The organism is Vibrio sp. ECSMB14106 (assembly GCF_000972265.1).
GTDB classification, from domain to species: Bacteria; Pseudomonadota; Gammaproteobacteria; order Enterobacterales; family Vibrionaceae; genus Vibrio; species Vibrio kanaloae.
Genome location: NZ_LAUM01000010.1, coordinates 95,455 through 122,398, shown reverse-complemented (window position 1 = coordinate 122,398; position 26,944 = coordinate 95,455). Strand labels below are relative to the sequence as shown.

Here is a 26,944-nt window from a genome sequence, read left to right as displayed (position 1 = left end):
AATAATTGATGAGCCGATAAAAATCAGGATATAGGGAGCGAATTGCTCCCTTTTTTGGACCTATGAAAACATATTTTATTTCAGATCTGCACCTTACTCCGTCAAGACAAGACATCACCGACTGCTTCTTAACATTTATGAAGAACGAAGCGGTAGAAGCTGATGCACTCTACGTCTTAGGTGACCTTTTCGAGTTCTGGATTGGTGACGACGACAAAAGTGAGTTCGCGACTTCCATACGCCAAGCGTTTATTGACCTAGTAAAAACGGGTGTACCTTGCTACTTCACTCAAGGTAACCGTGATTTCCTCGTCGGCAAAAAATTTGCCAAACAAACAGGCGTGCAACTTCTAAACGAAGTATCGACGATCGATATCTACGGACAAAAAGCCGTTGTGTTGCATGGTGATACCTTATGTACCGAAGATGTAAAGTATCTCGCCTTTAGAGAAAAAGTTCATCAACCTTGGTTACAATGGATCTTCAATAAAATTCCGTTTTTTATTAAAAAGAAAATCGTCTCTAAAGTTCAATCTGATATCAAAGATGACAAACAGACTAAATCTTTAGACATCATGGATGTGACGCAACAAGAAGTTGAAAGTGTGATGGAGCAAAACCACGTAAATTTAATGATACACGGACATACTCACCGCCCCGACATCCACACCTTTAATGCCAATAGCTGCACTAAAACACGTATAGTACTTGGTGATTGGTACACGCAAGGCTCAGTTTTAGTCTTCACTCCAAAAGGTTTTGAACTACAGAATCGAGAGTTTGGCAATAGCTTTCAACATTACTCTTAAACTTTTACTTTGATTATAATTATCGATCAGACTTTCTAAGATTGTAGATGGTAATTTCTACCGAATTAGCTATCATTTCTCTATCAGAAATAAACCGAACACAGTACCAAGTTGAAATATTCATATGTAGCACGTCAACCAATACTCGACACAGACAAAAAAACCATAGGTTACGAGTTGCTATTCAGGGATGGTCCTAAGAACACTTTCCCTGAAGTAGAACCGGAGCTCGCTACTAGTCGTTTACTTTCAGATCACTTCTTGTCAACTCACTACAATACACTGGGTGATAGGCTTGGGTTCGTTAACTTTCCTTATGCAAGCTTGATTAACTTAGTTCCTACTTTGTTCCCCAAAGAAAGCCTCGTTGTAGAGGTGCTTGAGGACTGCGAACCAACAGACGAATTACTTGAAGCAATCAAGACTATCTATGATGCGGGCTACACCATCGCATTAGATGATTTTGTGCCAAGCAAAGCTTGGAAGCGTTTCTTACCCTACATATCGATTATCAAATTTGATATCCGCCAGATCTCAATTGAGAAAGCTTCGATGTTCATGACCTCGCTAAAAGGGCTGAATATCAAGTTTCTTGCTGAAAAAGTCGAGACTTACGATGAGTATCAAGAGGCGAATCAAGCAGGCTTTACCTATTTTCAAGGTTATTTCTTTAGTAAACCAGAAATGATTCAAACTCGAGCTCTAAATCCTGCCTTTTTAACTATCGTTCAGTTGTTAAAAGAAATAGCTCATGACCCCATTGATTTTAGTGAAGTAGAACGCTTGATAACCTTGGATGTGACACTTTCTTATAAGCTACTCACCTACGTGAACTCCGCCGGCGGTTCAGCAACGATGATTCGTTCATTCCGACAAGCGCTTATTTTTCTTGGAGAACAAAAGCTGCGGAAGTTTGTCTCACTTGTGGCGATTGCATCAGCGAAAGAAGATAAACCAGACTCACTTTATGGTTTAGCAGTACTGCGTGCTCGTCAGTGTGAACTATTGGTAGAAAAGATGAATGTAAAAGTCGAACCCGGACAAGCCTTTTTGACTGGTATGTTCTCCCTACTCGATTCACTATTTGACCAACCGTTGAAGCACGTTTTGGACTCTGTCCCCATTGATGAAGAGATCAAGCAGGCTTTGATACAAAGAAAAGGCGTGTTAGGAGCGATCATGGCAATGGTCATCGCTTATGAGCAGGCTGAATGGGACGAAGCTACGCGTATTCGGAAACTGCTTAACTTAAGTGAAACTCAACTCGGCCAAGCTTATGATGAAGCCACAACTTGGGCTCAAGAACTGTTATCACCTCCATTAAAATAGTCGCCTCACAACTGCTGCGATAGAAACTAAACTTTGGTGAGTAATCATTTCTTGTTAAACTTCAACGCATTTATTTGTGGCCTCTTACTAGAGGCCATTTTTACAGGACCAGACTATGTCTTTATGCCCATGCGGTAGCCAAAACACTTACCAACAGTGCTGTGAAGCGGCACACCTTGACCACAAAAATATTGAAACACCCGAGCAACTAATGCGCTCTCGTTATTCAGCGCACGTGTTGGGTTTGGTTGATTATGTCGTTGCTACCTACCACCCTAGCTGTAATGCAGAAGCACAAAGAGAAGGCATTGCCGAATCTATCAACAGTGGTTGGGCGGGCTTAGAAGTCATCAATACTGCTGCAGGTTCACACGAGAACGAAGGTTTCGTTGAGTTTAAAGCTTACTTCAACGACGGCGATTCACAATTTTGTATGCAAGAGCGATCACGTTTCGTTCGTGAAGGCGGTCTTTGGTACTACATTGATGGAACCTTTCCCGAACAGGAAGAAACCACGCAGCCAGAGGTAGATCCTCGCTTAAATCAAACGGTGGAAAGCTTTAAGATTGGTCGCAATGACCCTTGTATCTGTTGTAGTGGAAGAAAGTATAAAAAGTGCTGCGGGTAAGGCCAACGTTTAAGGTAACAAAGCACTGAATGAGATCTTTTAAGTCACTCAGGCTCCTCGGAATAGCCAGCTAAAAAGCCCCGTAAACATAGCTGTCTACAGGGCTTTTTTCTGTCTTCTAGGTAGTTCTATGACTCTAAAGAGATCTTACTTATGGCGCTCTTTCAGCTTGTTGATAACGTCATCCATCGATAGACCTTGGTCTTGTAGCAATACAAGCAGGTGGTAAATCAAATCTGCTGATTCACACACTAATTCCGCCTTATCACCCGACGTCGCCGCAAGCGCGACTTCAACGCCTTCTTCGCCCACTTTTTGCGAAATACGCTTGGTGCCACGGGCATATAGACTGGCAGTATAAGAAGACTCAGGGTCTGCGTCCTTGCGGGCAGCCAGTAGCTGCTCAAGCTGATGAAGCCACACCATCTGAGACTCTTCTTGCTTGTCTCCATCCCAGCACGTTGTGGTACCAGTGTGGCACGTTGGGCCAATGGGATTAACCTTAACCAGCAAGGTGTCATTGTCACAGTCCAAGGCAATATTTTGCAGCTTTAACACGTTGCCAGACGTTTCGCCTTTGGTCCACAAACGCTCTTTAGTACGAGAGAAAAACGTAACATTGCCAGTTTCACCGGTTTTCTCCAGTGCTGCAGGGTTCATGTATCCCATCATTAACACTTGGCTAGATTGGTAATCTTGAACAATGGCTGGAACTAAACCATCTACTTTTTCCCAGTTAATACGCTCTGATAATGCGCCTACTGTTGTTTTTGATAAGCTTGCGGTTTCAAAACTCATAGTCGCACCTCTACATCTTGTTGTTTTAAATATTGTTTAAGTTCACCAATATTAATGACTTGTTTGTGGAATACCGAAGCCGCTAGCGCCCCGTCCACGTTTGTCTTCTTGTAGGCTTCAGCAAAGTGTTCCATCGCACCCGCACCACCAGACGCAATCAAAGGTACATTACACACTTCGCGTACCATGTTTAACTGATCAATATCGTAACCATTACGAACACCATCTTGGTTCATCATGTTTAACACAATCTCACCTGCGCCACGCTTTTGTACTTCCTTCACCCAATCTTTGGTTTCCCACTTGGTTGCTTTAGTACGCGCTTCATCGCCAGTAAATTGGTAAACCTGATATTTACCGGTCTCTTTGTCGAAGTATGAGTCGATACCAACAACGATGCACTGCACGCCGAACTTATCAGCAAGGTCAGTGATCAACTGAGGGTTAGCTAGTGCAGGAGAGTTGATCGATACTTTATCAGCACCAAACTCAAGAATGCGCGCTGCATCTTCCGCTGATTTAATACCACCAGCCACACAGAAAGGAATATCGATCACTTCAGCTACGCGTTTTACCCAGCTCTTATCAACCACGCGACCGTCACTTGATGCGGTGATGTCATAAAATACCAGTTCATCAGCGCCCTCTTCCGCATAGCGCTGTGCTAACGGAACGATGTCGCCAATGATTTCGTGGTTACGGAACTGAACGCCCTTCACCACTTGTCCGTCACGGACATCCAAACAAGGGATTATTCGCTTTGCCAACATGCAAATGCCTCCTCTGCGGTAAACTTGCCATCAAGTAGCGCACGACCAACAATCACACCCGCAACGCCGCTGCCTTTAAGCGCTTCGATATCAGCTAGGCTGCCAATACCGCCCGATGATTGGAATTGCACTTGTGGATACTGCTTACAAAGGTCAACGTAAAGCTCTACGTTTGATCCTTCTAGCGTGCCATCACGTGAAATGTCGGTACACAGAACGTGTTTAAGACCAACCGTGAGGTAGTCTTCAATTAGCGCTTCAATGGTCACGCCTGAATCTTCTTGCCAACCTGAAATCGCCACTTTGCGTGTGCCGCTTTCGTCAATGTTGATGTCCAGAGCAAGCACGATTTTTTCCGCGCCGTACTTCTCCATCCAACCTTTCACCAACTCTGGTTGCTTAACGGCTGTAGAACCAACCACAACGCGCTGTGCGCCAGCTTCTAGCAGATCAACGACATCTTGTTCGTTACGCACGCCACCACCAATCTGGATATTCGCAGGCGTACTAGCCAGTAGCTTAGCAATCAAGTCTAACTGACGAGCCGTTGTGTCTTTTGCGCCCGTTAAGTCAACAAGGTGCAGCCAACCAGCCCCAGCTTGGTGATACAGATTAAACTGCTCTGCTGGGTCTACTTTGTATTCTGTTACTTGCCCGTAGTCTCCTTGGAATAAGCGAACTACTTGGCCTTCAATTAAATCTAACGCGGGAATAATCATTTACATTCCTTATAGGGCAACGTTAGCCGCTGCCTAATCCTTATTACAATTCCAAGAAATTCTGAATCAGCTTAGAGCCAGCTTTCGAAGATCGCTCTGGGTGGAACTGAACACCATAATAATTGCCACTTTGAACCGCCGCAGTGAACGGGCTACCGTAATCACATTGCGCGATTGTGTAGTCACCCACTGGCATTGCGAAACTATGAACAAAGTAGAAGTATTCGCCTTCTTCAATGTCTTTAAATAGAGGGTGATTAGGTGCTGCGGTGACGGTGTTCCAACCCATGTGTGGTAATGGCAAGTCGCCCGTTTCAAGTAAACGAACTTCACCATCACACAAGCCTAAACATTCAACTATTTCGTCGGCTTTTTGGCCTTTTTCTTGAGATAATTTGCCTAACAGCTGCATACCTAAACAGATACCTAGTAGAGGCTTCTCCACTTGCTTCACAAGAGAAACAAGGTCGCGCTCTTGTAGGTTCTTCATTGCCTCACTTGCAGTTCCGACTCCGGGTAGGAATAGCTTGTCGGCGGCAAGTACCACTTCTGGTTCTTTTGAAATTTCAACTGTATAGCCTAAACGCTCAATGGCGAATTTCACCGAAGAAACGTTGGCACAACCAGTATCAATAATGACAATTTTTTGATCTTTCATTGTTTTTCCTTGCTAACGTTAGCCTTACAGAACGCCTTTGCTGCTTGGCAACTCGTTACCTTCAACTTTAATTGCTTGGCGAAGAGTACGACCAAACGCTTTAAATAGGCTCTCAATGATGTGGTGATCATTATTGCCATTAGAAGAAAGGTGTAACGTACAAGCCAGTGTATCGGTTAGAGAACGGAAGAAGTGAACCACCATCTCAGTTGAAAGATCACCCACTTGCTCGCGGCTAAACTTAGCATCAAATTTTAGGTACGGACGACCAGATAGGTCTAACGCACACTGAGCCAAACATTCATCCATTGGTAGGCTGAAACCGAAACGGCCAATGCCACGCTTTTCACCTAACGCATCTTTAAGTGCTTGGCCTAATGCAAGTGCGGTGTCTTCCACAGTGTGGTGATCATCAATATGTAGGTCACCCTTCACAGTTAGGTTCATTTGGAAACCGCCATGGGTAGCGATTTGATCAAGCATGTGATCAAAAAAGCCCATGCCCGTATCGATCTTGTTGCCACCAGTTTCATCAAGGTTTACTGCCACCTTGATATCGGTTTCTTTAGTGGTACGAACTACTTCAGCAACACGAGCGTTAACCGTTAGATCTTTAACGATTTGTGGCCAGTTAAGCGTGCCTTCCGTTTCTGCATCCGGGCCATATTGAATACCGCGAATTGCCATGTTCTCAGCAAGTTGAAGATCTGTCACTCGGTCACCAATCACGGCTGACTTTTGGAAGTCTACTTTACCGCCCTGTAGGTACTCTTTAACCATACCCAACTTAGGCTTGCGGCAAGAACAGTTGTCTTCATCAAAGTGAGGGCAAATAAGAACATCGTCAAACTTAACGCCTTGAGATTCGAAGAACTCCATCATCATATTGTGTGGTGCACCGAAATCTTCTTGTGGGTAGCTATCGGTACCTAGACCATCTTGGTTAGTGACCATCACTAAGCGGTAGCCTGCATCTTGCAACGCTAACAAGCTAGGAATCACGAGCGGTTCGAATTTTAGTTTGTCTAAACGGTCTACTTGAAAATCGACTGGCGGCTCAACAATTAAGGTGCCATCACGGTCTATAAAAAGTATTTTCTGTTGTTTACTCACTTGAACTTCCTTTTAATTTTAAATCTGGTGGCCTAGCTAAAATCAACCGCTAGCCCAAATGTCTGATTCATTTGCCAGTCATGTTGATTAAACACAACTGACCAATGTGATTACTGGTAAGCGTTCGTTACTGAAAAAAGTTACGAATGAATCCGAGTGTCTTTTCGCACTCTTCGCGGTTACCAATACTAATGCGAACACAATCTTCGATTGGCGAGTTACGTAAGATAATGCCAGTGTCCCAAGCCGCTTTGAATAGCTCATCGCCATTCGGGAATTTAACCAATAAGTAGTTACCCCAACCATCAAAGACCGTCACTTGAGGTATACTCAATAAACCCGCTTGCAAATACGCTCGGTTAGCACTTAGATCCAAAACTTGGTACTTCGCTCTTGCAAGCCCATGTTCCGAAAGTGCTTGAACAGCAATATCAGCAACAGGGATTGGCACAGGGTATGGCGCAATCACTTTCAATAGAACATCGATCAGTTCTTGATTTGCTAAAGTAAAGCCACAGCGTAAACCGGCTAATGCGAAAGCTTTAGAAAGAGTACGTAGAATCGCAAGGTTCGGGTATTGTTCAAGTAAATCGACGGTTGACGCTTCCGGGCAAAAGTCGATATACGCTTCATCCATTACAACAATCGCTTTGTCTTGCGTCATTTCAAGCAGCTTTATGATGTCTTTTCGATTAACCAAATTGCCGGTTGGGTTATTTGGACTGCAAACAAACACGACTTTTACGTTGTCTAGTTGCGCTTCAATAGCAGGAAGATCCAATTGCCATTCAGACGTCAAAGGCGCGATTTTACGTTCAACACCAATGGTTTCCGCACTCACTGCGTACATGCCGTAAGTCGGAGGACAGTAAAGGATCGCATCTTCGTTCGGCTCACAGAAAGCTCGAATCAAAAGTTCAATACCTTCGTCAGCACCACGTGTTGTCAGTGTTTGCTCCGGCGTTACACCTGCATATTGAGCGTAAGCATCAATCAACTCTTTTGGCTGACATTCGCTGTAGCGGTTAAGACGAGATAGGTTTATGTTGTACTCGTTATCAAATGGAGATTCGTTGGCATTCAACCATATATCTCCGCTGCCACCAATTCGTCTTGCAGACAAGTAAGGTGTAAGAGCCTGAACTGTTTTTCTTGCTAACTTTTCCATGCCCTGCCCTTAATTCTCTTTATTTAATTTTTCAACTCGGATAGTCACAGCACGCTTGTGAGCATCCAAACCTTCGGCTTCAGCCATCGTCACGACTGTTGGTGCTAAGCCTTTCAAGCCATCGGCTGTTAGTTCTTGTACTGTCATACGTTTAGAGAAATCCGCTAAACCTAAGCTCGAATACGTTTTGGTGTAACCGTAAGTCGGTAGTACGTGGTTTGTGCCAGATGCATAATCACCTGCAGATTCCGGAGACCAGTCACCCAGGAAGATAGAACCCGCGTTATCCAACAATGGCAGCAATTCACGTGGGTTCTTGGTCTGAACAATCAAGTGCTCAGGCCCGTAGAAGTTCGAAATTGCGATAGCTTGAGTGATTGATTCTGAGATGATAATCAAGCTAGATGCCAAGGCTTGCTGAGCGATATTAGCGCGAGACAACTCTTTCAGTTGTTTCTGCACCGCATCCGTTACTTGGTCTGCAACCACTGGAGATGGTGTTACCAGGACAACCTGAGAATCAGGACCATGTTCCGCTTGGCTCAATAGATCCGCAGCAATAAAGTCTGCATCAGCGGTTTCATCGGCAATCACTAACACTTCTGATGGACCGGCAGGCATATCAATCGCCGCACCACGAAAATCATTACTCACTTGACGCTTCGCTTCCGTTACGTAGGCATTACCTGGGCCGAAAATCTTATCAACTTTAGCAACACTCTCAGTACCGTAAGCCATTGCAGCAACGGCTTGACCACCACCGACATTGTAAACTTCGTCGATTTTACAAAGCTTAGCAACGTACAATATTTCATCAGCGATTGGCGGAGGCGAACAAAGTACAACTTTGCGGCAACCTGCAATTTGAGCGGGTACACCTAGCATAAGAACCGTTGAAGGAAGTGGTGCACTGCCACCTGGAATATAAAGGCCAACAGTATTAATTGCACGCGTCACCTGCTCACATACAACACCAGGCTGTGTCTCAACCTTAATAGGCTGTGGCTTTTGAGCTTCGTGGAACTTCGCAATATTGCTATAAGCTTGTTCTAGCGCTTGCTTCATTTCTGGTGTTAGACGAGCACACGCCTCTTCGATCTCACCCGAGCTAACTCGAATCGATTCTGGAGTCACACCATCAAACTTTGCAGTCAGCTCTCTAAGCGCGGCATCACCTTCATTTCGTACTTTTGCAATAACATCAGAAACAGTCGCTGTGATGTTTGCACCTTCAGTAATAGCTGGACGCTCTAATACCGAGTCTTGCTGTGATTCACTTAAAGATTGCCAAACAACGGTTCTCATCATCACTACCCCATCATTTTTTCGATTGGTAATACTAGAATCGAGCTTGCACCCAACTCTTTAAGCTGTTCCATAGTTTCCCAGAACAAGTTCTCAGTACTGACTAGGTGAACGGCAACTTTGTCTTTGTCTGTAGATAGAGGAAGAACAGTAGGATCTTCAGCCCCAGGCAATAGCGCTTTAATTTGCTCTAGTTGAGACGTTGGTGCGTGAAGCATGATGTACTTCGACTCTTTCGCTTGCTGAACACCCTGCATACGAGTCAGTAGTTTTTCAATCAATGCGGTTTTGTCTGCGTCGAAATCACCAACACGTTGAATCAGTGTTGCTTTAGATTGGAAGATAGCCTCTGCTTCTTTTAGGCCATTCGCTTCTAGCGTTGCGCCAGTAGAAACTAAATCGGCGATAGCGTCAGCTAAACCTGCGCGAGGAGCAACTTCAACCGAGCCTGTTAGCATACAAGTGCTGAATTCAACACCCTGATCGTCCATGTAGGCTTTAAGCAGGTGTGGGTAAGTGGTCGCAATACGCTTGCCCGCGAGATCTTGTGGGCCGTTGTATTCTTCGTCTTTATTGATAGCGATAGAAAGACGGCAATCACCGAAATCTAAACGACGTAGTGTGCGAAACTCTGATGGCTCTTTTAGAGCAACACGGTCTAGACGAACTTCTTCTAGTTCGTTTTCACCAATGAAGCCTAAATCAACCACACCGTCCATGATAAGACCTGGTATGTCGTCATCACGAACAAGCAACAAGTCGATTGGCATATTTAGTGAGTGAACCACTAAGCGCTCACCCATGATGTTAAATTTAACACCACATTTTTTTAGTAGCTCTTGGCACTCTTTACTTAAGCGACCTTTCTTTTGTATTGCGATTCTTAGGCGTTGTGTCTGCATTGCTGTATCCCTGTGCAAATATTTGAATTTATTGATTATTTAAAAGCGCTAAAACTAAAAAACCCTCGGAAGACTTTGTCGTCCCGAGGGTTTAAATCTAAATTTTTTGACTTAACCTCCGGGAGAATTCTTGCTCCCGGGTATACGTAAATCTCCCCGAAAGACTAGATAGGGTGATGATGGTGATGAATGTTCATTACTAATTTACGCATACTTAATCGGCTCTTAGGTTGTTTGCTGACTTGTATCCACACTAACTAAGCTGACATCCTTTTTCAACTATTAATTTTAACTTTTTTCACTAAATTTCAAATTCATTCAGCAGGCACAAAAAAGGGAAACCACAGTCTCCCTTTTCATTATTAGATCAAGTGCAGATTAGCTTTTGCACTTCGCCATTTTACTACGAGAGAAATAAGCTAATACAAAACACACAAAAACAAATGCTAGAGATGCAGAGCTAAATGCAATAGCAATCGATGCAGTCATACCTAGGGTGATGAAACCGATACACGACACGAGTGCCACAGACAACGCGTAAGGAAGCTGAGTTGCGACGTGATCAATATGGTTACAACGAGCCCCTGTCGAAGAAAGAATCGTTGTATCTGAGATAGGAGAACAATGGTCACCAAATACAGAACCAGCCAGAACCGCACTGAGCATCGGCAGAATTAGCGCGATATCAGATGCTGCAGACATATCACCCGCGATAGGTAACATGATACCGAACGTACCCCAAGAGGTTCCTGTTGAGAATGCCATCAGGCCAGCAAGAAGAAACAAGATAACAGGTAGCCAGTGGTAGTCGATGTTGCCCGTCGCTAGAGATGATAAGTACGAACCTGTTTTCATGTCGCCGATTACAGAACCGATTGTCCATGCAAACACAAGAATCAAGATAGCGCCAAACATTGAGCTTGCACCAATCCACATCGTTCTTGCAATGTCAGACATCGATAGCTTCTGCTTGAACACGGTTGCTAACGCAAACAACAGGCCAATAATACCACCATAAACAAGAGACTTACCTACATCAGTGTTTTCGAATGCACCTAGAAGGTTGAATGCTTGGCCATCAGCAGCCAGCGATTGGCCGCCTGTGTACAGCATTGCGGCAACGGTCGCTACAATTAACGATACGATTGGCATCACTAGATCAGATACAGAACCATTATCGCTTTCTTTAATATCTAGCTCTTCGTTTAGATCGTGAGCTTGCTTTTGATCGTTGTCTCCGTCAAAACCGCGGCCTTGAGATGCTTCAATTTCATGTTCACGCATTTTACCTACGTCTAAGCCGAACCATGCAACGGCAAACACCATAAGAAGTGCAAATACCGCATAGAAGTTCATTGGAATAAGACGAACGTAAGCACCCAGCGCAGAATACTCTGTCACACCGTGTGTTACTAAGATGCCACCAATAATAGTAATGATGTACGCACCCCAGCTAGAAGCTGGCATGATCACACACATTGGAGCCGCAGTAGAATCAAGAATATAAGCAAGCTTAGCGCGCGATACGTAGAAACGGTCTGTGACAGGGCGAGAGATTGCACCTACCGCTAAGCTATTGAAGTAATCATCAACAAAGATGAATACACCTAGGAAAGCAGCAAGTAGTTTTGAACCACGTTTGCTCTTAACACGGGATTGAGCCCACTCGGCGAATGCACGAGTACCGCCAGACAGTGTTAACAGTGCAGTTGTCATTCCAAGAATAATTAGGAATGCAATAATACTCATGTTCCATGTATTAATACCACCATCTTCTATGAAAACTCCTGAAGCTTTGGTAAACACGTAGCTAGCTGCGTTCCCTACTGAATAGTCAGCAAGTAAAATAGCCCCCATAGCGATACCAACCCCCAAAGAAACCAATACACGACGGGTAACAATAGCAAGACTTAAAGCCACAAGTGGAGGAAGCAAAGATAAAGGTGATGTTGCGAAATCTATTAAATTCATGATCTTCAAGAACCAGTTTTTTATTTGGCTAGAGATCTACTGCAGATAAACTTGATACGATTTATCAAGCTCATGTTGAACTAAGCGAAAGGGAAGTGAACACTTCACCCAACCCTACAGTAGCGCTCCATAGTTTAAAATTAAGACTATGGCAGTGTTGTACCTATTGAGCACAACCCCAGCAAATTGCTTAGATATACAATTTACTTCGGCAATTACACCTTTCATTCTCGTTCATTGGCATCACCCCAACGATAACTACTCTTCATAATTGCACCTCTACGTGCGATAACATCATTAACCATTGAAACCAGAGTTTAACAATAAATTAACTGAAGCATCGCATCAGGTAGCCGCAATTGTACCCATCAAAAGCAACAATGCAACATATCATTCCGAGAAAAATAGGGTTTTGTTAGTAACGTAATACTAGAAAATAATCAACATAAGGTTGCTGCTCTACAAGTCACATATCTATTTTTAGATACTCTAATGATTATTAGAAATTCAATAGAGGAATGTATCTCTTCATTTTCAACTATTCATCTCACTTTTATATTTAAATAACCTTTACTAGAAATACTATTTGTTTTATTCCTGTGCTCTGTTTATTATTAGCAGGATTATTTGGTTTACCTTGATGGGAAATATCATGTCTGAATTAACAAAAACTTTATTAAATATCCGCAGCCTTCGTGCATTCTCACGTGAATTAACTCTTGAGCAACTTGAAGAAGCGCTAGACAAGCTAACTATTGTTGTACAAGAGCGTCAAGAATCTGAAGCTGAAGAACGTGCTGCTAAAGCAGAACAAGAAGCTAAGCTTTCTGCTATCGCTGAACAAATTGCAAAAGACGGAATTGATGTTGCCGATCTTATTGCAGCTCTTTCTGGTGAAGCAAAATCTAAAACAACTAAAGCTAAACGCGCTCCTCGCCCAGCGAAATACAAATACGTAGACGCAAACGGCAACGAGAAAACTTGGACAGGTCAAGGCCGTACGCCTTCAGCTATCCAAGAGCAACTAGATGCTGGTAAATCTCTAGAAGAGTTTGCAATCTAGCTAAACCTTCAATGGGTGACTCACCACACACTCAGCAATTGAATTAATATTACAGTCGACCAAAGTATTATTTACGGCTTCAATATATTCAGAAATAAAAAAGGCTTCTTTCGAAGCCTTTTTTTATATTTCAAATTCATCACTAGAAATGGATTTGATAAGTAAAGCGTATTATCTTTCCCAGTAAGCTTCTTCTAGACTATCTTCTCTTTCAGGAAGACCACGAGATAAACGTGGTGAGTGTTGAACTAACACTTCATAACTAGCACGGTTTGAATATTTACAAACTTGTGAGAAAGAAGAGTACGTCAAGAATGAATGTTGGTGCTTACTCGAATTTGGTACATTTTCTTTATGGTATTTATTTGCCGCCATATCATGTAATAGAGCAGACAACGCCGCATCACCAGCACCATTGGTATTTTTGATCGTTTCTGGGCCACCCATGTAAGGGGCAATATGAGAATAGATCTTAGTCGGGTTCTCACATAAATCTTTATGCGCAGGACGGCTAAATTCAAAACGGTTGAATTCTGCAATTGAACCAGGAAGTAAAGGCAGTGATGTTTCACGCTTTGCTGCATCTTCAGTGTAACCCGCCATGAATAGGCCAACAGGGCCAGCCGTACAGAGAACTAAGTCCACCCACTCTAGCGCTTTGTCTGAGGCAGCAAGCGGATCACTTTCACCGGTTAGGGCTTCCGCTTCATCTTCGTTCATTGCAACAACCGTTACGTGTTGCTCTAAGAAGTCTTTCCAAAATTCAGGATCATCTTGAATAACGAACTTTGTACCTAACGTTAAAACAACGGGCACATCATATTTTTTCGCATATTCAATAGCTTTCATTGTTGCTTCAGGCATAGGATCGCCTGGCTTACAACGAACTAAATATGCCGTTAATACTAAAGCAGAAGCACTTTTGAAAATTTTCTCTGGAATACTTTCTGGATTTAATTGGTTCATCTGACCTTCGCTGATTGCGAAAGTACGTTCACCATCTTCTGTAATTAATGCAAAGCAGCGACCAATTGCGCCATCTACCCCTTGTAAGTGGTTCAGATCCATTCTGCTTGATGTATTACATAAATAACGGTAACCATAGCTACCAATCTTAATATCTTGACTCATTACACCAAGCAGTGTTGAGCGATCATCCGCCAGTACGGAATAATTGTGTAATGTATTACCTATTGTGCCACCAGCGTACTCATTGGTAATTAGGCAATGTTCTTTTAATTCTTGATATAAAGACTCAGCGGCTTCGTCACCGATAACCAATGAATGCCCTTTACTTAAACCATACTTCTCAATAAGTTCGGAACTCACTTTTGCTTCAATATCCACCAAGGTTTGGTCAATACCGATAATATGAGTGCGTGACATTCTTTTACTACTTTGAGCTTGGCTCACTAGAGGGTCACGTGCGTGAACCGGAAAGTAATGCTTTGATTTACGTTGTCCAGGGAATTTCATAGGGCTAGTCTAAGTCAAGGGGAAATAGGTGGCGGATTCTACCGCGCTATATTTAACGCGGCAATCTTTCAAACTATAGCAAACGTTTGCCGAACTATTTTTTTATTCGCCTTCCATAAAGCTTAGATCAGGCAACATTCCTAAATGCTCTGCATAACGCTTTTGATTAAACTCTGCACCGTTCTTCATTACATCAAACACTTCAATAGCCAATGCACATGCCATCGCCGCAATCGCCTCTTCACGAGGAGTGCCTGTCATCATTAAACGCATTAGCGTCTCTTTTACTTTTACAGGTTCGCCATCTTCAAGCTGATTTTCAATAATCTCAATCAACTCTTCTTCTTGCATAAATTCATTTTGTTCAGACATTTTTTATCTCAGGTCTTGGATTTCGAGCGACTATGCCACATATACTTCTGACATCCTAGCGACTCACCTCGCTCTCATGCAATTCTCTAACAAAGTCAGCGCACTATTTTGTGCAAATGAAACTGTGATTCCGGTCTCGGATCTGTCACGGCGTTTCTCTTTCTGTTAGAATCTGCGACCAAGTAATAGTAACGGTGTTTAGACATGTCAGATATCAGCTCTGGAAACAGCGAAAAGAAAGTAATTGTCGGTATGTCCGGCGGTGTAGATTCGTCAGTATCGGCGTATCTTCTTCAGCAACAAGGCTATCAGGTAGAAGGCCTTTTCATGAAAAACTGGGAAGAAGATGATAACGAAGAGTACTGCACGGCAGCTGAAGATCTTGCTGATGCTCAAGCGGTATGTGACAAATTAGGAATCCACCTTCACACTATCAACTTTGCTGCAGAATATTGGGACAACGTATTCGAATACTTCCTTGAAGAATACAAAGCAGGTCGTACTCCTAACCCTGATATCCTTTGTAACAAAGAAATCAAATTCAAAGCATTCTTAGAGTTTGCGGATGAAGTGCTAGACGCAGATTATATAGCGATGGGTCACTACGTGCGTCGTACTTTCCCTACTCAAGAAGAGCTAGATGCTGGCATTAAGCCAGCAATGCTACGTGGCCTAGACAGCAACAAAGACCAAAGCTATTTCCTATATACGCTTAGCTCAGATCAAGTAGCACGCAGCCTATTCCCTGTTGGTGAATTAGAGAAGCCTGAAGTGCGACGCATTGCGGAAGAACAAGACTTGATCACCGCGAAGAAGAAAGATTCAACAGGTATCTGCTTTATTGGTGAACGTAAGTTTACAGAGTTCCTTGGCAAATACCTACCAGCACAACCGGGTAACATAGAAACACCAGAAGGCCAAGTGATTGGTCAACACCAAGGCTTGATGTACCACACGCTAGGTCAGCGTAAAGGCCTACATATCGGCGGCACCAAAGGTGGTGGCGGTAATGAAGAACCATGGTTTGTTGGTGAAAAAGACCTTAAGCGTAATGTACTGATCGCAGTACAAGGCAAAGACCACCCGCTTCTGAAATCAGAAGGTTTGATCGCATCTCAGCTTCATTGGGTAAATCGCACACCAATTACTGAAGTTATGACATGCACGGTAAAAACACGTTACCGTCAAACCGATATTCCTTGTACAATCATCCCAATTGATGATGAGAACATTAAGGTTATCTTTGATGAGCCACAAATTGCTGTGACCCCAGGCCAATCAGCGGTATTCTACCAAGGCGAAGTATGTCTTGGTGGTGGTATCATCGAAAAGCGCATCTAATCAATCAAACGACAAACGATAGAAGACAACTAGGAGTTACTACGTGGCTAATACACTTTATGACCGTACTATTGCTTTCGCCGGAATTTGCCAAGCTGTGGCTTTGGTTCAACAAGTAGCGAAAGACGGCCATTGTGATAAAGATGCCTTCGAAGCTTCACTCAGTGCCATTGTAAATACCAACCCAGTGAATACCGTGGGTGTGTTTGGCCGAGAAGCGAACCTAAAGCTTGGCCTCGAGTGCTTAGTTAAAGGTATCGATAGTACTCCAGCGGGTAGCGATATCACTCGTTACATCATCAGCTTAATGGCGCTTGAGCGTAAGCTATCTTCTCGCAACGATTCTATGTCTCAGCTTGGTGATCGCATTCAAACTGCAGAACGTCAAACGGAGCACTTTGATCTATTTGACGAGCAAATGATCAGCAACCTTGCGAGCATCTACCTAGATGTAGTGAGCCCAATCGGCCCGCGCATTCAGGTTTCTGGTACGCCGGCTGTACTTCAACAGACGTCGAGCCAACATAAGGTTCGTGCGCTGCTTCTATCAGGAATTCGAAGCGCTGTTCTTTGGCGCCAGGTTGGTGGTAAACGCCGCCATCTTATCTTCGGTCGCAAGAAGATGATCGAGCAGGCTCAAATCCTACTAGCTCGAATGTAATTTATTAGCTCGCGCCTCGTCGCGAGCTTGTTTTTTATATCAACACAACTCTCACGCAAACGATTGCGCAATGTGCGTGACAATTGAGATTGTTACTGGTATAAACCTCTCAAAATTTAGAAAACTCAATTCAGGAGAACACCATGGAACTGTCAGCATTGACTGCTGTTTCACCAGTAGACGGCCGTTACGGAAGTAAGACTATTGCATTACGCAGCATCTTTAGTGAGTTTGGACTACTAAAGTACCGCTCTATCGTTGAAATTCGTTGGTTACAAAAGCTTGCAGCAACTGATGCAATCAAAGAAGTACCAGCGTTCAGTGCAGAAGCTAACCAGTTTCTTGATGAACTAGCCGCTAACTTCAGCGAAGAAGACGCTCTGCGTATCAAAGAAATTGAGCGCACGACAAACCACGACGTTAAAGCGGTTGAATACTTCTTGAAAGAGAAAGTTGCTGGCGTTCCTGAGCTTCACGCAGTTAACGAATTCATTCACTTTGCATGTACTTCTGAAGACATCAACAACACATCTCACGCGCTTATGCTTAAAGAAGCTCGTGACACAGTGATTCTTCCAGAAATTCGCAACGTAATTGATGCTATCAAAGCACTTGCGAACGAGTACCGTGATATTCCTCTATTATCTCGTACACACGGTCAGCCAGCTTCTCCTTCTACGATGGGCAAAGAGATGGCTAACGTTGCATACCGCATGGAACGTCAATACAAGCAAATCGAAAGCGTTGAGATCCTAGCGAAAATCAACGGTGCTGTAGGTAACTACAACGCTCACCTTTCTGCATACCCTGAAGTTGAATGGCACCAGTTCAGCGAAGAGTTCATCACTGAATCTCTTGGCGTAACTTGGAACCCGTACACAACTCAAATCGAACCTCACGATTACATCGCTGAGCTATTCGACGCTGTTGCTCGTTTCAACACAATACTTCTAGACTTCGACCGTGACGTTTGGGGTTACATCGCTCTTGGTCACTTCAAGCAGAAGACTATTGCTGGCGAAATCGGTTCTTCGACAATGCCGCATAAAGTTAATCCAATTGACTTCGAAAACTCTGAAGGCAATCTTGGTCTAGCTAACGCAGTATTTAGCCACCTTGCACAAAAGCTTCCAGTTTCTCGCTGGCAACGTGACCTAACTGACTCTACGGTTCTTCGTAACCTAGGTGTTGGTGTTGGCTACGCAATCATTGCATACACTTCAACTCTGAAAGGTATTAGCAAGCTAGAAGTTAATCGTGAAGCGCTACTTGCTGAACTAGATAAGAACTGGGAAGTACTGGCTGAACCAGTACAAACAGTAATGCGTCGTTACGGTATCGAGAAGCCATACGAGAAGCTAAAAGAGCTAACTCGTGGTAAGCGTGTAGATGGCGAAGGCATGCGTGCATTCATCGACGGTCTTGAAATCCCTGCAGACGAGAAAGTTCGCCTGAAAGAGATGACACCAGCGAACTACATCGGTCAAGCAATCGAGCTAACTGACAAGCTGTAAGATTCGAATTTCGAATTACAGAATAGACTAAGGCTTCCCATGTGGAAGCCTTTTTTTTGAGCGAAACAAAGTGTACTGAGCAAGAGCTGCAATCAAAAAAACACAAAGTCCCCCTTCTAATCACCCTACTTATATCAGTTCATGAGGTATCACCCATTAAATATCGTAGCCCTCAGTCACCAGTACCCCTCAATTACCAAACACATACCCCTCGGATACTTACTGTCTTAAACACCAAGATCAAAAAAGGCCTCCCGAGGAAAGCCTTTCAAAGGTATCTTATCGACTAGCGACGACAGAATACCTAGCGACTACATGTTACGTAGAGACGCAATACGCTTATCTAGTGGTGGATGGCTCATTAGAAGTTCTGTTAGAGACTTTTTACCGTTGATACCAAATGCCATCATAGAACCTTCTAGTTGTGGCTCGTGGCTCACCTTTAGACGCTCTAGCGCTGCAATCATCTTCTCTTTACCCACTAGGTTTGCTGCACCTGCATCAGCATGGAATTCACGATGACGGCTGTACCACATCGTAATGAAGCTTGCTAAGAAACCAAATACCAACTCCAGCACCATAGATACACCGAAGTACACCATCATATTGCTGCCACCCTCTTCTTCGCTGTCATTTGACGCAACAATGTTGGCGATGAAACGAGATAAGAAGATAACGAACGTGTTCACAACCCCCTGCATTAACGTCATGGTCACCATATCGCCGTTCGCGATGTGGCTAACTTCATGCGCTAATACCGCTTCAGCTTCATCACGCGTCATGTTGTGTAGCAAGCCTGTTGATACCGCTACCAATGAATCGTCACGCTTAGCACCTGTCGCGAATGCGTTGATGTCTGGTGAGTCGTAGATCGCCACTGTTGGCATACCAATACCAACTTGTTGAGCTTGACGGCTTACCGTCTCCATCAACCAATGTTCTGTTTCATTACGCGGGCTTTCAATGACCATGCCGCCTACTGAGCGTAGCGCCATTTTCTTTGACATCATTAATGAAATGAATGAGCCGCCAAAACCAAACACCGCAGCCATTAGCAGCAAGCCTGAGAGGCTTCCTGGTTGCATACCTGTGACTGCGTATACAATATTAAGAACAACACTTAGTACCAATACAACCGCAAGGTTGGTTGCAAGGAACAACATTACTCGCTTCATTACTTATCTCCGCATCAAAGCTATTTTTGTAAACTCATTGTTATAGATACAAGGCAGAGAGCAATATATTCCAACCTTGAAGACTTATACTTACTTATACATATAGTCTTAGATTAAGAAAACAAGGTTAAGCATTAAATTGCAACATTTGATTACGAAGCTGCATTCGGATTACTCGCATTCTATTAGACCTAAGTCGTATGGTATCGATATAACAATCCGTTTACAGTGGCTTCAGATGATTTATTGGCTTGTCCATGTACAACAAGGGAACAATCATGGTTGAAGGTACTAACACTCAAATGGCTATTGATTTACTGTGCTGTCACCTAGGGATTACTGAAGAAGAAGCAAAGAAACAGATCGGTATTCTTACGCCACAAGCAGCGCAGACCAATATAACAGAGACACAACAAGCACTAATGGGACTGACAAAAGAGCATTAATCCCAAGCTTAACTCTACACAGGCTTAAAATAGCAAAAGGGCTGCAATCGCAGCCCTTTTCTTGTTTCACGTATAACTTGAGAATTAAAGTTCAAGCAATGGCTGTACATTAATGTACTTACCAATATTCTTAGACTTCGCTTTTGGTACGTAAGGGATCTCACCTAACTTTGGCGCACCAAGCTTATCTTCAAGCATCGCAATAATATCTGCGTAGTGTTCAGTGCCTGGGTTAATGCGGTTTGCTACCCAACCGACTAGATTTAGACCATCTGCACGAATCGCTTCTGCGGTTAATAGAGCGTGGCTCAAACAACCCAGCTTAATACCTACCGTCAATACAACTGGAAGCTGCTCTTTCTTAATCCAGCTAGACAAGTATTCGTCATCTGAAACCGGTACACGCCAACCACCAGCACCTTCAACTAAAACGATGTCAGAGTTCTGCTTATGCTGTTCTAGCTTCGCTGATAATACCGCTTCATCAATTACGACACCGTCATGCTTCGCGGCGACGTGAGGCGATGATGGCAGTAGCAACGCGTACGGATTAACGTCCTTGTAAGCAATATATTGCGTCGCTGCTTCTTGAAGATGCAGCGCATCACTGTTACGTAACCCTTCAGGGGATCGTTCACATCCTGCAGCAACTGGCTTGTAGCCAATTGTTGATAAATCTTGTGCGGCCAAAGCTTGAAGAATCGCTTTTGAAACCACAGTTTTTCCCACTTCGGTATCCGTACCTGCAATGAATAATGCATCAATCATAATTGAATAACCCCTAAACAAACTTGATATGTTGCTGGTAAGAAACCTTGATGATTTTTGAACTCTCGATATTCCCGTTCAACAAGCTGCAACATACGACGACTTGTTAAACCTTGTGAGCGACCACTTACGTGATTAGCGCCGATGCCTTTAAGGTCGCGCATCAGTTCAAACGCAGTGTCGTACCAAACAGTGATGGTGGGCAAGTCTAGTTGATGAGCAGTACAGCTAGATTGCGCTAACGCAATTTTTACCTGATTGATTGTAATAAAATGGTTAACGTGTTGATGTGCGTCAATTTTGGACCATGACTTTTCCAGTTCAAACAGTGACCCATCAAGCAAAGTTGAGAAAATAACACGCCCACCAGCCGCTGTAACACGCTTCATCTCTCTCAAAGGCGACGACAAGTCGTCACACCATTGCAACGCAAGGCTAGAGAAAACGATGTCAAAACACCCATCTTCAAACGGCAATTGTTCAGCATCGGCTTGTTGGTATAAAGAGACAGATGCACCACACCGCTTCTCTGCTGTTGCTAGCATTCCAACAGAAAGATCAGCGCAAACCACTTCGGCGCCTCGTTTTACAAGTTGCTCGGAGAAATAGCCAGTACCACAACCTAGATCCAGCACCTTAAAGCCTGACAGATCGCTGGGTAATTTATCCAGTAATCGGTGGCCAACATCGCGCTGAAATTCAGCGTGTTTGTCATAGGTTGTTGCTGCTTTACCAAAGGCTTCGGCAATCGCACTCTTATCTTGGCCAACGTAATTATGCACTACTGCTTCTTGTGACATTTACTGAGCCTCTTTATTTGATTCAAAGCTTGGATGGATACCCGATTTAATGCCTGAGTCGATATTTCGCTCAATGGCTTGATGCAACGACCTGGTTAGCTGGAGAATCTGTTCATGGCTATGATTTGCCGTTAACGTGATTCGTAATCGAGCGGTTCCAACAGGAACAGTTGGCGGCCTTATTGCGGTCACCCAAACTTGGTTTTGCTTTAACTCTTCAGCAATAGATAGTGCAGATTGGGCTTCGCCGATTAAAAACGGCTTGATCGGCGTCTGAGTATCCACAAAGCCTTTCAAATCATTTACCTGCTCTGTATAGAGAGCCCCTAACTCAGTCAGCTTTTCTCGGCGCCACTCTTGCGTCTGAATCATCTGACACGCATGAGACAAAGCCACCGCTTGTGAAGGTGGCATCGCCGTCGAATACACATGATGACGCGCAAACTGCGTTAAGTAATCCCCCACTTCTGACGAACAAAGAATCGCAGCACCAGAAAGGCCAAATGCTTTACCAAAGGTCACCACCAAGATATCAGGTGAGATTTGTGCGGCGTTGCAGCTCCCTGCCCCTTTATCACCTAATACGCCAATACCGTGGGCATCATCAATCGCCAACCAACTGTCGTATTGATTAGTCAGGCTAGAGATATATTCGAGAGGCGCTTGGTCACCATCCATGCTGAATACGCCTTCAGTGACGACTAACGATTGTGGAGACCGACCTAATAACGACTCTAGATGTTGTGTATCGTTGTGCTTAAAGCGTTTCATTGTTGCAGGACAAAGCATCCCCGCTTCCATCAAAGAGGCGTGGTTAAATTTGTCTTGCAACAGAGAGTCGCCTTTTTCGAGCAGAGAAAACAACAAGGCTTGATTGGCACTGAAACCAGAACTAAAGAGAATGGCACGTTCAAAGCCCAACCATTCGCACAGCTGAGCTTCTAAGTTTCGATGAGCAGGACTAAAACCCGTGACCAATGGCGATGCCGCACTGCCAGCACCATAAAGGGAAAGCCCAGCTTGCCACACCTCCACCAATTCAGGGTCGTTCGCCAAGCCTAGGTAATCATTACTCGAAAAATTGATGAAGCGAGAACCTTCGCAAGTAAGCAAAGGACCATTACTGCTTTCGAGTACCTTGAGTTGACGAGTTAGCCCCTGTTCGCGGCGTTGAACAAGGGCACCTTTGATACGAGATTTAAACAGTGGCATCGTAGAACATGTCATCTTTCGTTGGACGAGCAGCAACGCGCTCCACCACTTGATCTAACAGTTCGTTTTCTTGAATTTCATCAGGTTTCTGAGCCACTTGTTGGCTGTTGATACCTAACTTCTTAAAAAGCTGCATATCCGTGTCTTCATCTGGGTTTGGTGTAGTCAGTAGCTTACAACCGTAGAAGATCGAGTTCGCGCCAGCCATGAAACACATCGCTTGCATCTGTTCGTTCATATTCTCGCGACCTGCAGATAGGCGAACCGCAGACATTGGCATCATAATACGAGCAATCGCAATCAACTTAATGAAGTCAAAAGATTCAACATCATCGACGTTTTCCATCGGTGTGCCTTTCACTTTCACGAGCATGTTGATTGGCACACTCTCAGGGTGTACCGGAAGGTTCGCTAGCTCTACCAGCAGACCTGCACGGTCATTGGTACTTTCGCCCATACCAATAATGCCACCAGAACAGATCTTCATACCGGCATCACGTACGTGAGATAGCGTATCTAAACGATCTTGGTAAGTACGAGTGGTGATGATGCTGCCGTAAAACTCAGGAGACGTATCAAGGTTATGGTTGTAGTAATCCAAACCTGCGTCTGCTAACTCGCCAGCTTGATCTGGTGTAAGCATACCCAGTGTCATACAAGTTTCTAGGCCCATACCTTTCACACCTTTGATCATATCAGTCAGGTGAGGCATATCGCGCTCTTTCGGGTTTTTCCATGCCGCGCCCATACAGAAACGAGTCGAGCCTGCGTTCTTGGCTTTTTGCGCCGCATCCAAAACACGCTCGACTTCCATTAAGCGTTCTTTGTCGACATCCGTTCGGTAGTGAGCACTTTGAGGACAGTACTTACAGTCTTCAGGACAAGCACCGGTCTTAATCGATAGAAGCGTACTCACCTGCACGTGGTTGTGCTCTTGGTACTGTCTATGGACCACTTGAGCTTCAAACATTAAATCCATAAACGGTTTTTCAAGCAGCGCTGTTACTTCAGCAACTGTCCAGTCATGACGAACTTCCACGTGTCGATCCTTTTTTATTATTTGATGTTTCATCTCTATCAATAGAGATTGCATTTATGCTTGGCTAGTCTACCGACAAGCTTTAGACTGTCAACACATTGATAATGCCAAAAGTTTACACCTGGTTATTTTGCAACCACAAAAAGAATGGAAGTTACTATGGATCTCGCCTTTGATCGCCAGCATATCTGGCATCCCTACACATCAACGTTAACACCTCTGACCTGCTATCCAGTCACCAATGCAGACGGTGTTTACCTAGAATTAGAAGGCGGAAAACGAATTATTGATGGTATGTCATCTTGGTGGTCAACCATCCACGGCTACAATCACCCTGAGCTAAATGCCGCCGCCCACAGTCAAATCGATAAGGTTTCACACGTTATGTTTGGTGGTATCACCCACCAGCCCGCTATCGATCTATGTAAGAAGCTTTTGAATCTCGCACCAAGTAATCTTGAGCATGTATTTTTGGCCGATTCAGGTTCAGTCGCGGTAGAGGTTAGCCTCAAAATGGCGCTGCAATACTGGCATGCTAAAGGGCAACCTCGTTCGAAGTTCCTCACACTCAGGGATGGCTACCACGGTGATACCTTTGCAGCGATGTCAGTGACCGACCCAGATAACTCAATGCACAGCCTCTACAAAGGCTTTTTGCCTGAGCACATTTTTGCAGATTCACCGAAAACAGGCTTTTGGGATCAATGGGACGCTAACGACATAAACAGCTTCCGTGAAAAGCTAGCAACACATCATCAAGACGTCGCAGCCGTGATCTTGGAGCCAATCGTTCAAGGCGCTGGCGGTATGCGTATCTACCACCCTGAATTTCTGAAACAGGTGCGATTGCTGTGTGATGAATTTAACGTATTGCTTATTTTGGATGAGATTGCGACCGGATTTGGCCGCACAGGGAAACTGTTCGCGTGTGAACATGCCGACATTCAACCGGACATTCTATGTTTAGGCAAAGCGCTGACTGGCGGCTACATGACGCTGTCAGCAACGCTGGCGAGCAAAGAAGTCGCTGATACGGTATGTGGCGGTGAAGCGGGCTGCTTTATGCACGGACCAACCTTTATGGGGAACCCATTAGCTTGCGCCGTGGGTGCGGCAAGTTTATCCATCATAGAGCAAGGTCATTGGCAAAATCAGACTCAACAGATTGAACTGCTCTTTTCTGAGTTACTGCCACCTCTGCTGGAGCATGATCTGGTTAAAGACGTTCGCTGGTTGGGCGCAATTGGCGTTGTTGAAACTCACACGCCTGTCGATATGGAAACCATTCAAGCGCACTTTGTAGAGCAAGGCGTTTGGATCCGCCCATTTGGTAAGTTGATTTATATGATGCCTCCTTTCATTAGCAAGCCTGAGCACATCGAACAACTTGTTTCCGCCATTGATAGCGCATTAAAAGATAGCCACTGCTTTACTTAACTCATGCAGGTCACGTCTTATACGTATACCTTTATCTTACCGCAAATAAAAAACCCAGCCGAATGGCTGGGTTACAAAATTAATAGGGCTCTAGGAGCTAACTAACCAATGTGCGTTACGCCGCCCATGTATGGCTGAAGTACTGCTGGGATAGCAATACGGCCGTCAGCTTCTTGGTTGTTCTCAAGAATAGCAACCATAGTACGACCAACAGCAAGGCCAGAACCGTTTAGTGTGTGTACAAGTTCAGGTTTCTTCTCGCCTTTACGACGGAAACGAGCTTGCATACGACGAGCTTGGAAATCCCACATGTTTGAACAAGAAGAAATCTCACGGTAAGTCTCTTGTGCTGGAACCCATACTTCTAAGTCGTAAGTTTTCGCAGAACCGAAGCCCATGTCACCCGTACATAGAATCACTTTACGGTAAGGAAGCTCTAGAAGTTGAAGTACTTTCTCAGCGTGACCCGTTAGCTCTTCAAGCGCTGCCATTGAGTCTTCTGGCTTAGTGATTTGTACTAATTCAACTTTGTCGAATTGGTGCATACGGATAAGACCACGAGTGTCACGACCGTAAGAACCCGCTTCAGAACGGAAACATGGCGTGTGAGCTGTCATCTTAAGTGGCAGTTCAGCTTCATCAGTAATTGTGTCACGAACCATGTTCGTTACCGGTACTTCCGCAGTAGGGATAAGCGATAGAGTCTTAAGAGGTACGTCACTTACTTGCTCAGTTAACGGGCTTGTGTGGAACAAGTCTTCGCCGAACTTAGGAAGTTGACCAGTACCGTAAAGGCTATCGTGGTTCACTAGGTACGGTACGTACATTTCTGTGTAGCCGTGCTCATCAGTGTGAAGATCCAGCATGAACTGAGCAATAGCACGGTGCAGACGTGCAAATTTGCCTTTCATCACGATGAAACGAGAACCCGAGATTTTAACTGCGCTAGCAAAATCAAGACCGCCAGACATTTCGCCAAGATCTACATGATCTTTCACTTCAAAGTCGTAAGTCTTAGGTTGACCCCAACGAGAAACTTCTACGTTGTCGTCTTCATCTTTACCATCTGGCACTTCTACGTCAGGAAGGTTAGGAATAGACATGGTGATCGTTTCTAGCTCAGATTGAAGGTCAGCCAATGCGACTTTAGCTTGGTCTAGTTCTGCGCCTAAGTTGCCTACTTCTGCAAGGATACGCTCAGCTTCTTCATGGTCGCCTTTTGCTTTCGCTTGACCAATGGACTTCGATCGAGAGTTACGTAACGCTTGTAGCTCTTCAGTTTTCATCTGAAGGGACTTACGTTTTTCTTCAAGTTCACGAATTGTCTCTACATCAAGGGTGAAGCCTCGACGTGCTAATTTTGCCGCTGTTTCATCCAGCTCAGCTCGAAGTAATTTAGAATCCAGCATTGCTAATCCTATGCTTTAGTTATTTGAATATTCAGTATTTTACTACTGAATCACTGCTAAA

At 44.3% G+C, this 26,944-nt stretch carries 26 protein-coding genes, 1 riboswitch and 1 other annotated feature; of the genes, 9 read left to right on the top strand and 17 right to left on the bottom strand.

Features of this window, described 5'->3' with window-relative positions; all coding sequences use genetic code 11:
• The first annotated feature begins 62 nt into the window (after positions 1-62).
• The 3 genes from lpxH (at position 63) to WR49_RS09315 (ending at position 2,766) form a co-directional block, all read left to right on the top strand.
• A complete protein-coding gene (lpxH, locus tag WR49_RS09325; protein WP_046223818.1) occupies positions 63-809 on the top strand; it encodes a UDP-2,3-diacylglucosamine diphosphatase in 747 nt (248 codons plus the stop codon).
• Between the two features lie 111 nt (positions 810-920).
• The gene (locus tag WR49_RS09320) at positions 921-2,138 is read left to right on the top strand and encodes an EAL and HDOD domain-containing protein (protein WP_029627081.1); all 1,218 of its coding nucleotides are present in this window, start codon (positions 921-923) and stop codon (positions 2,136-2,138) included.
• A 115-nt stretch (positions 2,139-2,253) separates the two neighbouring features.
• Positions 2,254-2,766, top strand: a complete 513-nt coding sequence (locus WR49_RS09315) for a YchJ family protein (protein ID WP_046223817.1) — start codon at positions 2,254-2,256, stop codon at positions 2,764-2,766.
• 147 nt (positions 2,767-2,913) lie between these two features.
• Here WR49_RS09315 and hisIE read toward each other — a convergent pair whose 3' ends face one another.
• The 9 genes from hisIE to WR49_RS09270 all read right to left on the bottom strand — a co-directional run bounded on the left by hisIE (position 2,914) and on the right by WR49_RS09270 (position 12,170).
• Positions 2,914-3,564 (bottom strand): bifunctional phosphoribosyl-AMP cyclohydrolase/phosphoribosyl-ATP diphosphatase HisIE, encoded by a 651-nt coding sequence (gene hisIE / locus WR49_RS09310; protein WP_046223816.1) that lies wholly within the window; start codon positions 3,562-3,564, stop codon positions 2,914-2,916.
• Positions 3,561-4,334 (bottom strand): imidazole glycerol phosphate synthase subunit HisF, encoded by a 774-nt coding sequence (hisF, locus tag WR49_RS09305; RefSeq protein ID WP_017057071.1) that lies wholly within the window; start codon positions 4,332-4,334, stop codon positions 3,561-3,563. The genes hisIE and hisF overlap by 4 nt, the downstream gene beginning before the upstream one ends.
• Complete coding sequence (gene hisA / locus WR49_RS09300) at positions 4,316-5,053, bottom strand: 1-(5-phosphoribosyl)-5-[(5-phosphoribosylamino)methylideneamino]imidazole-4-carboxamide isomerase (RefSeq protein WP_012604374.1); 738 nt, start codon at positions 5,051-5,053, stop codon at positions 4,316-4,318. Before hisA ends, hisF begins: the two co-directional genes overlap by 19 nt.
• A 43-nt stretch (positions 5,054-5,096) precedes the next feature.
• Positions 5,097-5,711 (bottom strand): imidazole glycerol phosphate synthase subunit HisH, encoded by a 615-nt coding sequence (gene hisH, locus WR49_RS09295; protein WP_046223815.1) that lies wholly within the window; start codon positions 5,709-5,711, stop codon positions 5,097-5,099.
• Positions 5,712-5,735: 24 nt separating this feature from the next.
• Positions 5,736-6,824: a bifunctional histidinol-phosphatase/imidazoleglycerol-phosphate dehydratase HisB gene (gene hisB / locus WR49_RS09290; RefSeq protein WP_046223814.1), complete on the bottom strand. Its 1,089-nt coding sequence runs from the start codon at positions 6,822-6,824 to the stop codon at positions 5,736-5,738.
• A 127-nt stretch (positions 6,825-6,951) separates the two neighbouring features.
• Positions 6,952-7,992, bottom strand: coding sequence for a histidinol-phosphate transaminase (gene hisC / locus WR49_RS09285; RefSeq protein WP_046223813.1), 1,041 nt, complete (start codon positions 7,990-7,992; stop codon positions 6,952-6,954).
• A 9-nt stretch (positions 7,993-8,001) separates the two neighbouring features.
• Entirely contained in the window at positions 8,002-9,303 is a 1,302-nt protein-coding gene (hisD, locus tag WR49_RS09280; RefSeq protein WP_046223812.1) for a histidinol dehydrogenase, read from the bottom strand.
• Entirely contained in the window at positions 9,303-10,199 is an 897-nt protein-coding gene (gene hisG / locus WR49_RS09275) for an ATP phosphoribosyltransferase (protein WP_046223811.1), read from the bottom strand. Before hisG ends, hisD begins: the two co-directional genes overlap by 1 nt.
• A 53-nt stretch (positions 10,200-10,252) precedes the next feature.
• Positions 10,253-10,388, bottom strand: a sequence feature (His leader region).
• 189 nt (positions 10,389-10,577) lie between these two features.
• Positions 10,578-12,170, bottom strand: coding sequence for a Na+/H+ antiporter NhaC family protein (locus WR49_RS09270; RefSeq protein ID WP_046223810.1), 1,593 nt, complete (start codon positions 12,168-12,170; stop codon positions 10,578-10,580).
• A 112-nt stretch (positions 12,171-12,282) separates the two neighbouring features.
• A riboswitch (Lysine riboswitch) is annotated at positions 12,283-12,460 on the bottom strand.
• 362 nt (positions 12,461-12,822) lie between these two features.
• Between WR49_RS09270 and WR49_RS09265 the strand changes: the two genes are divergently transcribed.
• Positions 12,823-13,233 carry an H-NS family histone-like protein gene (locus WR49_RS09265; RefSeq protein WP_017057063.1) on the top strand — a complete coding sequence of 137 codons (411 nt, stop codon included), beginning with the start codon at positions 12,823-12,825 and terminating at the stop codon, positions 13,231-13,233.
• Between the two features lie 171 nt (positions 13,234-13,404).
• Here the strand turns inward: WR49_RS09265 and WR49_RS09260 are convergent, their stop codons facing one another.
• Both WR49_RS09260 and WR49_RS09255 read right to left on the bottom strand, forming a co-directional pair.
• Positions 13,405-14,709 (bottom strand): inosine/guanosine kinase, encoded by a 1,305-nt coding sequence (locus WR49_RS09260; RefSeq protein WP_017057062.1) that lies wholly within the window; start codon positions 14,707-14,709, stop codon positions 13,405-13,407.
• Positions 14,710-14,811: 102 nt separating this feature from the next.
• A complete protein-coding gene (locus tag WR49_RS09255; protein ID WP_010439986.1) occupies positions 14,812-15,081 on the bottom strand; it encodes a hypothetical protein in 270 nt (89 codons plus the stop codon).
• Between the two features lie 204 nt (positions 15,082-15,285).
• Between WR49_RS09255 and mnmA the strand changes: the two genes are divergently transcribed.
• From mnmA to purB, 3 genes are all read left to right on the top strand, one after another.
• Positions 15,286-16,422: a tRNA 2-thiouridine(34) synthase MnmA gene (gene mnmA, locus WR49_RS09250; protein WP_046223809.1), complete on the top strand. Its 1,137-nt coding sequence runs from the start codon at positions 15,286-15,288 to the stop codon at positions 16,420-16,422.
• Between the two features lie 43 nt (positions 16,423-16,465).
• A complete protein-coding gene (gene hflD, locus WR49_RS09245; protein WP_046223808.1) occupies positions 16,466-17,083 on the top strand; it encodes a high frequency lysogenization protein HflD in 618 nt (205 codons plus the stop codon).
• A 143-nt stretch (positions 17,084-17,226) separates the two neighbouring features.
• Positions 17,227-18,597 (top strand): adenylosuccinate lyase, encoded by a 1,371-nt coding sequence (gene purB, locus WR49_RS09240; RefSeq protein ID WP_017057059.1) that lies wholly within the window; start codon positions 17,227-17,229, stop codon positions 18,595-18,597.
• 311 nt (positions 18,598-18,908) lie between these two features.
• On the opposite strand, the gene htpX is transcribed toward purB, so the two are convergent.
• Entirely contained in the window at positions 18,909-19,772 is an 864-nt protein-coding gene (gene htpX / locus WR49_RS09235; protein ID WP_046223807.1) for a protease HtpX, read from the bottom strand.
• 278 nt (positions 19,773-20,050) lie between these two features.
• Between htpX and WR49_RS21450 the strand changes: the two genes are divergently transcribed.
• The gene (locus WR49_RS21450; protein WP_017057057.1) at positions 20,051-20,218 is read left to right on the top strand and encodes a hypothetical protein; all 168 of its coding nucleotides are present in this window, start codon (positions 20,051-20,053) and stop codon (positions 20,216-20,218) included.
• An 84-nt stretch (positions 20,219-20,302) separates the two neighbouring features.
• Here the strand turns inward: WR49_RS21450 and bioD are convergent, their stop codons facing one another.
• The 4 genes from bioD to bioB are packed head-to-tail and all read right to left on the bottom strand — an operon-like array spanning position 20,303 to position 24,037.
• On the bottom strand, positions 20,303-20,986 hold the full coding sequence (gene bioD, locus WR49_RS09230) for a dethiobiotin synthase (RefSeq protein WP_046223806.1): 684 nt from the start codon (positions 20,984-20,986) through the stop codon (positions 20,303-20,305).
• Complete coding sequence (gene bioC / locus WR49_RS09225; RefSeq protein ID WP_046223805.1) at positions 20,983-21,786, bottom strand: malonyl-ACP O-methyltransferase BioC; 804 nt, start codon at positions 21,784-21,786, stop codon at positions 20,983-20,985. The genes bioD and bioC overlap by 4 nt, the downstream gene beginning before the upstream one ends.
• Positions 21,787-22,998 (bottom strand): 8-amino-7-oxononanoate synthase, encoded by a 1,212-nt coding sequence (bioF, locus tag WR49_RS09220; protein ID WP_046223804.1) that lies wholly within the window; start codon positions 22,996-22,998, stop codon positions 21,787-21,789.
• Positions 22,985-24,037: a biotin synthase BioB gene (gene bioB / locus WR49_RS09215; protein WP_016792500.1), complete on the bottom strand. Its 1,053-nt coding sequence runs from the start codon at positions 24,035-24,037 to the stop codon at positions 22,985-22,987. The genes bioF and bioB overlap by 14 nt, the downstream gene beginning before the upstream one ends.
• A 159-nt stretch (positions 24,038-24,196) precedes the next feature.
• Here bioB and bioA point away from each other — a divergent pair, with 159 nt between their 5' ends.
• Positions 24,197-25,474: an adenosylmethionine--8-amino-7-oxononanoate transaminase gene (bioA, locus tag WR49_RS09210; protein WP_046223803.1), complete on the top strand. Its 1,278-nt coding sequence runs from the start codon at positions 24,197-24,199 to the stop codon at positions 25,472-25,474.
• 101 nt (positions 25,475-25,575) lie between these two features.
• Here bioA and serS read toward each other — a convergent pair whose 3' ends face one another.
• A complete protein-coding gene (serS, locus tag WR49_RS09205; RefSeq protein ID WP_046223802.1) occupies positions 25,576-26,883 on the bottom strand; it encodes a serine--tRNA ligase in 1,308 nt (435 codons plus the stop codon).
• Between the last annotated feature and the right edge of the window lie 61 nt (positions 26,884-26,944).

Excerpts from the sequence above, each read along its gene's own strand:
- lpxH (WP_046223818.1), top strand. The coding sequence starts at position 63 with ATGAAAACATATTTTATTTCAGATCTGCACCTTACTCCGTCAAGACAA.
- WR49_RS09315 (WP_046223817.1), top strand. The coding sequence starts at position 2,254 with ATGTCTTTATGCCCATGCGGTAGCCAAAACACTTACCAACAGTGCTGT.
- hisIE (WP_046223816.1), bottom strand. The coding sequence starts at position 3,564 with ATGAGTTTTGAAACCGCAAGCTTATCAAAAACAACAGTAGGCGCATTA.
- hisF (WP_017057071.1), bottom strand. The coding sequence starts at position 4,334 with ATGTTGGCAAAGCGAATAATCCCTTGTTTGGATGTCCGTGACGGACAA.
- hisA (WP_012604374.1), bottom strand. The coding sequence starts at position 5,053 with ATGATTATTCCCGCGTTAGATTTAATTGAAGGCCAAGTAGTTCGCTTA.
- hisH (WP_046223815.1), bottom strand. The coding sequence starts at position 5,711 with ATGAAAGATCAAAAAATTGTCATTATTGATACTGGTTGTGCCAACGTT.
- hisC (WP_046223813.1), bottom strand. The coding sequence starts at position 7,992 with ATGGAAAAGTTAGCAAGAAAAACAGTTCAGGCTCTTACACCTTACTTG.
- hisG (WP_046223811.1), bottom strand. The coding sequence starts at position 10,199 with ATGCAGACACAACGCCTAAGAATCGCAATACAAAAGAAAGGTCGCTTA.
- WR49_RS09270 (WP_046223810.1), bottom strand. The coding sequence starts at position 12,170 with ATGAATTTAATAGATTTCGCAACATCACCTTTATCTTTGCTTCCTCCA.
- WR49_RS09265 (WP_017057063.1), top strand. The coding sequence starts at position 12,823 with ATGTCTGAATTAACAAAAACTTTATTAAATATCCGCAGCCTTCGTGCA.
- WR49_RS09260 (WP_017057062.1), bottom strand. The coding sequence starts at position 14,709 with ATGAAATTCCCTGGACAACGTAAATCAAAGCATTACTTTCCGGTTCAC.
- WR49_RS09255 (WP_010439986.1), bottom strand. The coding sequence starts at position 15,081 with ATGTCTGAACAAAATGAATTTATGCAAGAAGAAGAGTTGATTGAGATT.
- mnmA (WP_046223809.1), top strand. The coding sequence starts at position 15,286 with ATGTCAGATATCAGCTCTGGAAACAGCGAAAAGAAAGTAATTGTCGGT.
- purB (WP_017057059.1), top strand. The coding sequence starts at position 17,227 with ATGGAACTGTCAGCATTGACTGCTGTTTCACCAGTAGACGGCCGTTAC.
- htpX (WP_046223807.1), bottom strand. The coding sequence starts at position 19,772 with ATGAAGCGAGTAATGTTGTTCCTTGCAACCAACCTTGCGGTTGTATTG.
- WR49_RS21450 (WP_017057057.1), top strand. The coding sequence starts at position 20,051 with ATGGTTGAAGGTACTAACACTCAAATGGCTATTGATTTACTGTGCTGT.
- bioD (WP_046223806.1), bottom strand. The coding sequence starts at position 20,986 with ATGATTGATGCATTATTCATTGCAGGTACGGATACCGAAGTGGGAAAA.
- bioC (WP_046223805.1), bottom strand. The coding sequence starts at position 21,786 with ATGTCACAAGAAGCAGTAGTGCATAATTACGTTGGCCAAGATAAGAGT.
- bioF (WP_046223804.1), bottom strand. The coding sequence starts at position 22,998 with ATGCCACTGTTTAAATCTCGTATCAAAGGTGCCCTTGTTCAACGCCGC.
- bioA (WP_046223803.1), top strand. The coding sequence starts at position 24,197 with ATGGATCTCGCCTTTGATCGCCAGCATATCTGGCATCCCTACACATCA.
- serS (WP_046223802.1), bottom strand. The coding sequence starts at position 26,883 with ATGCTGGATTCTAAATTACTTCGAGCTGAGCTGGATGAAACAGCGGCA.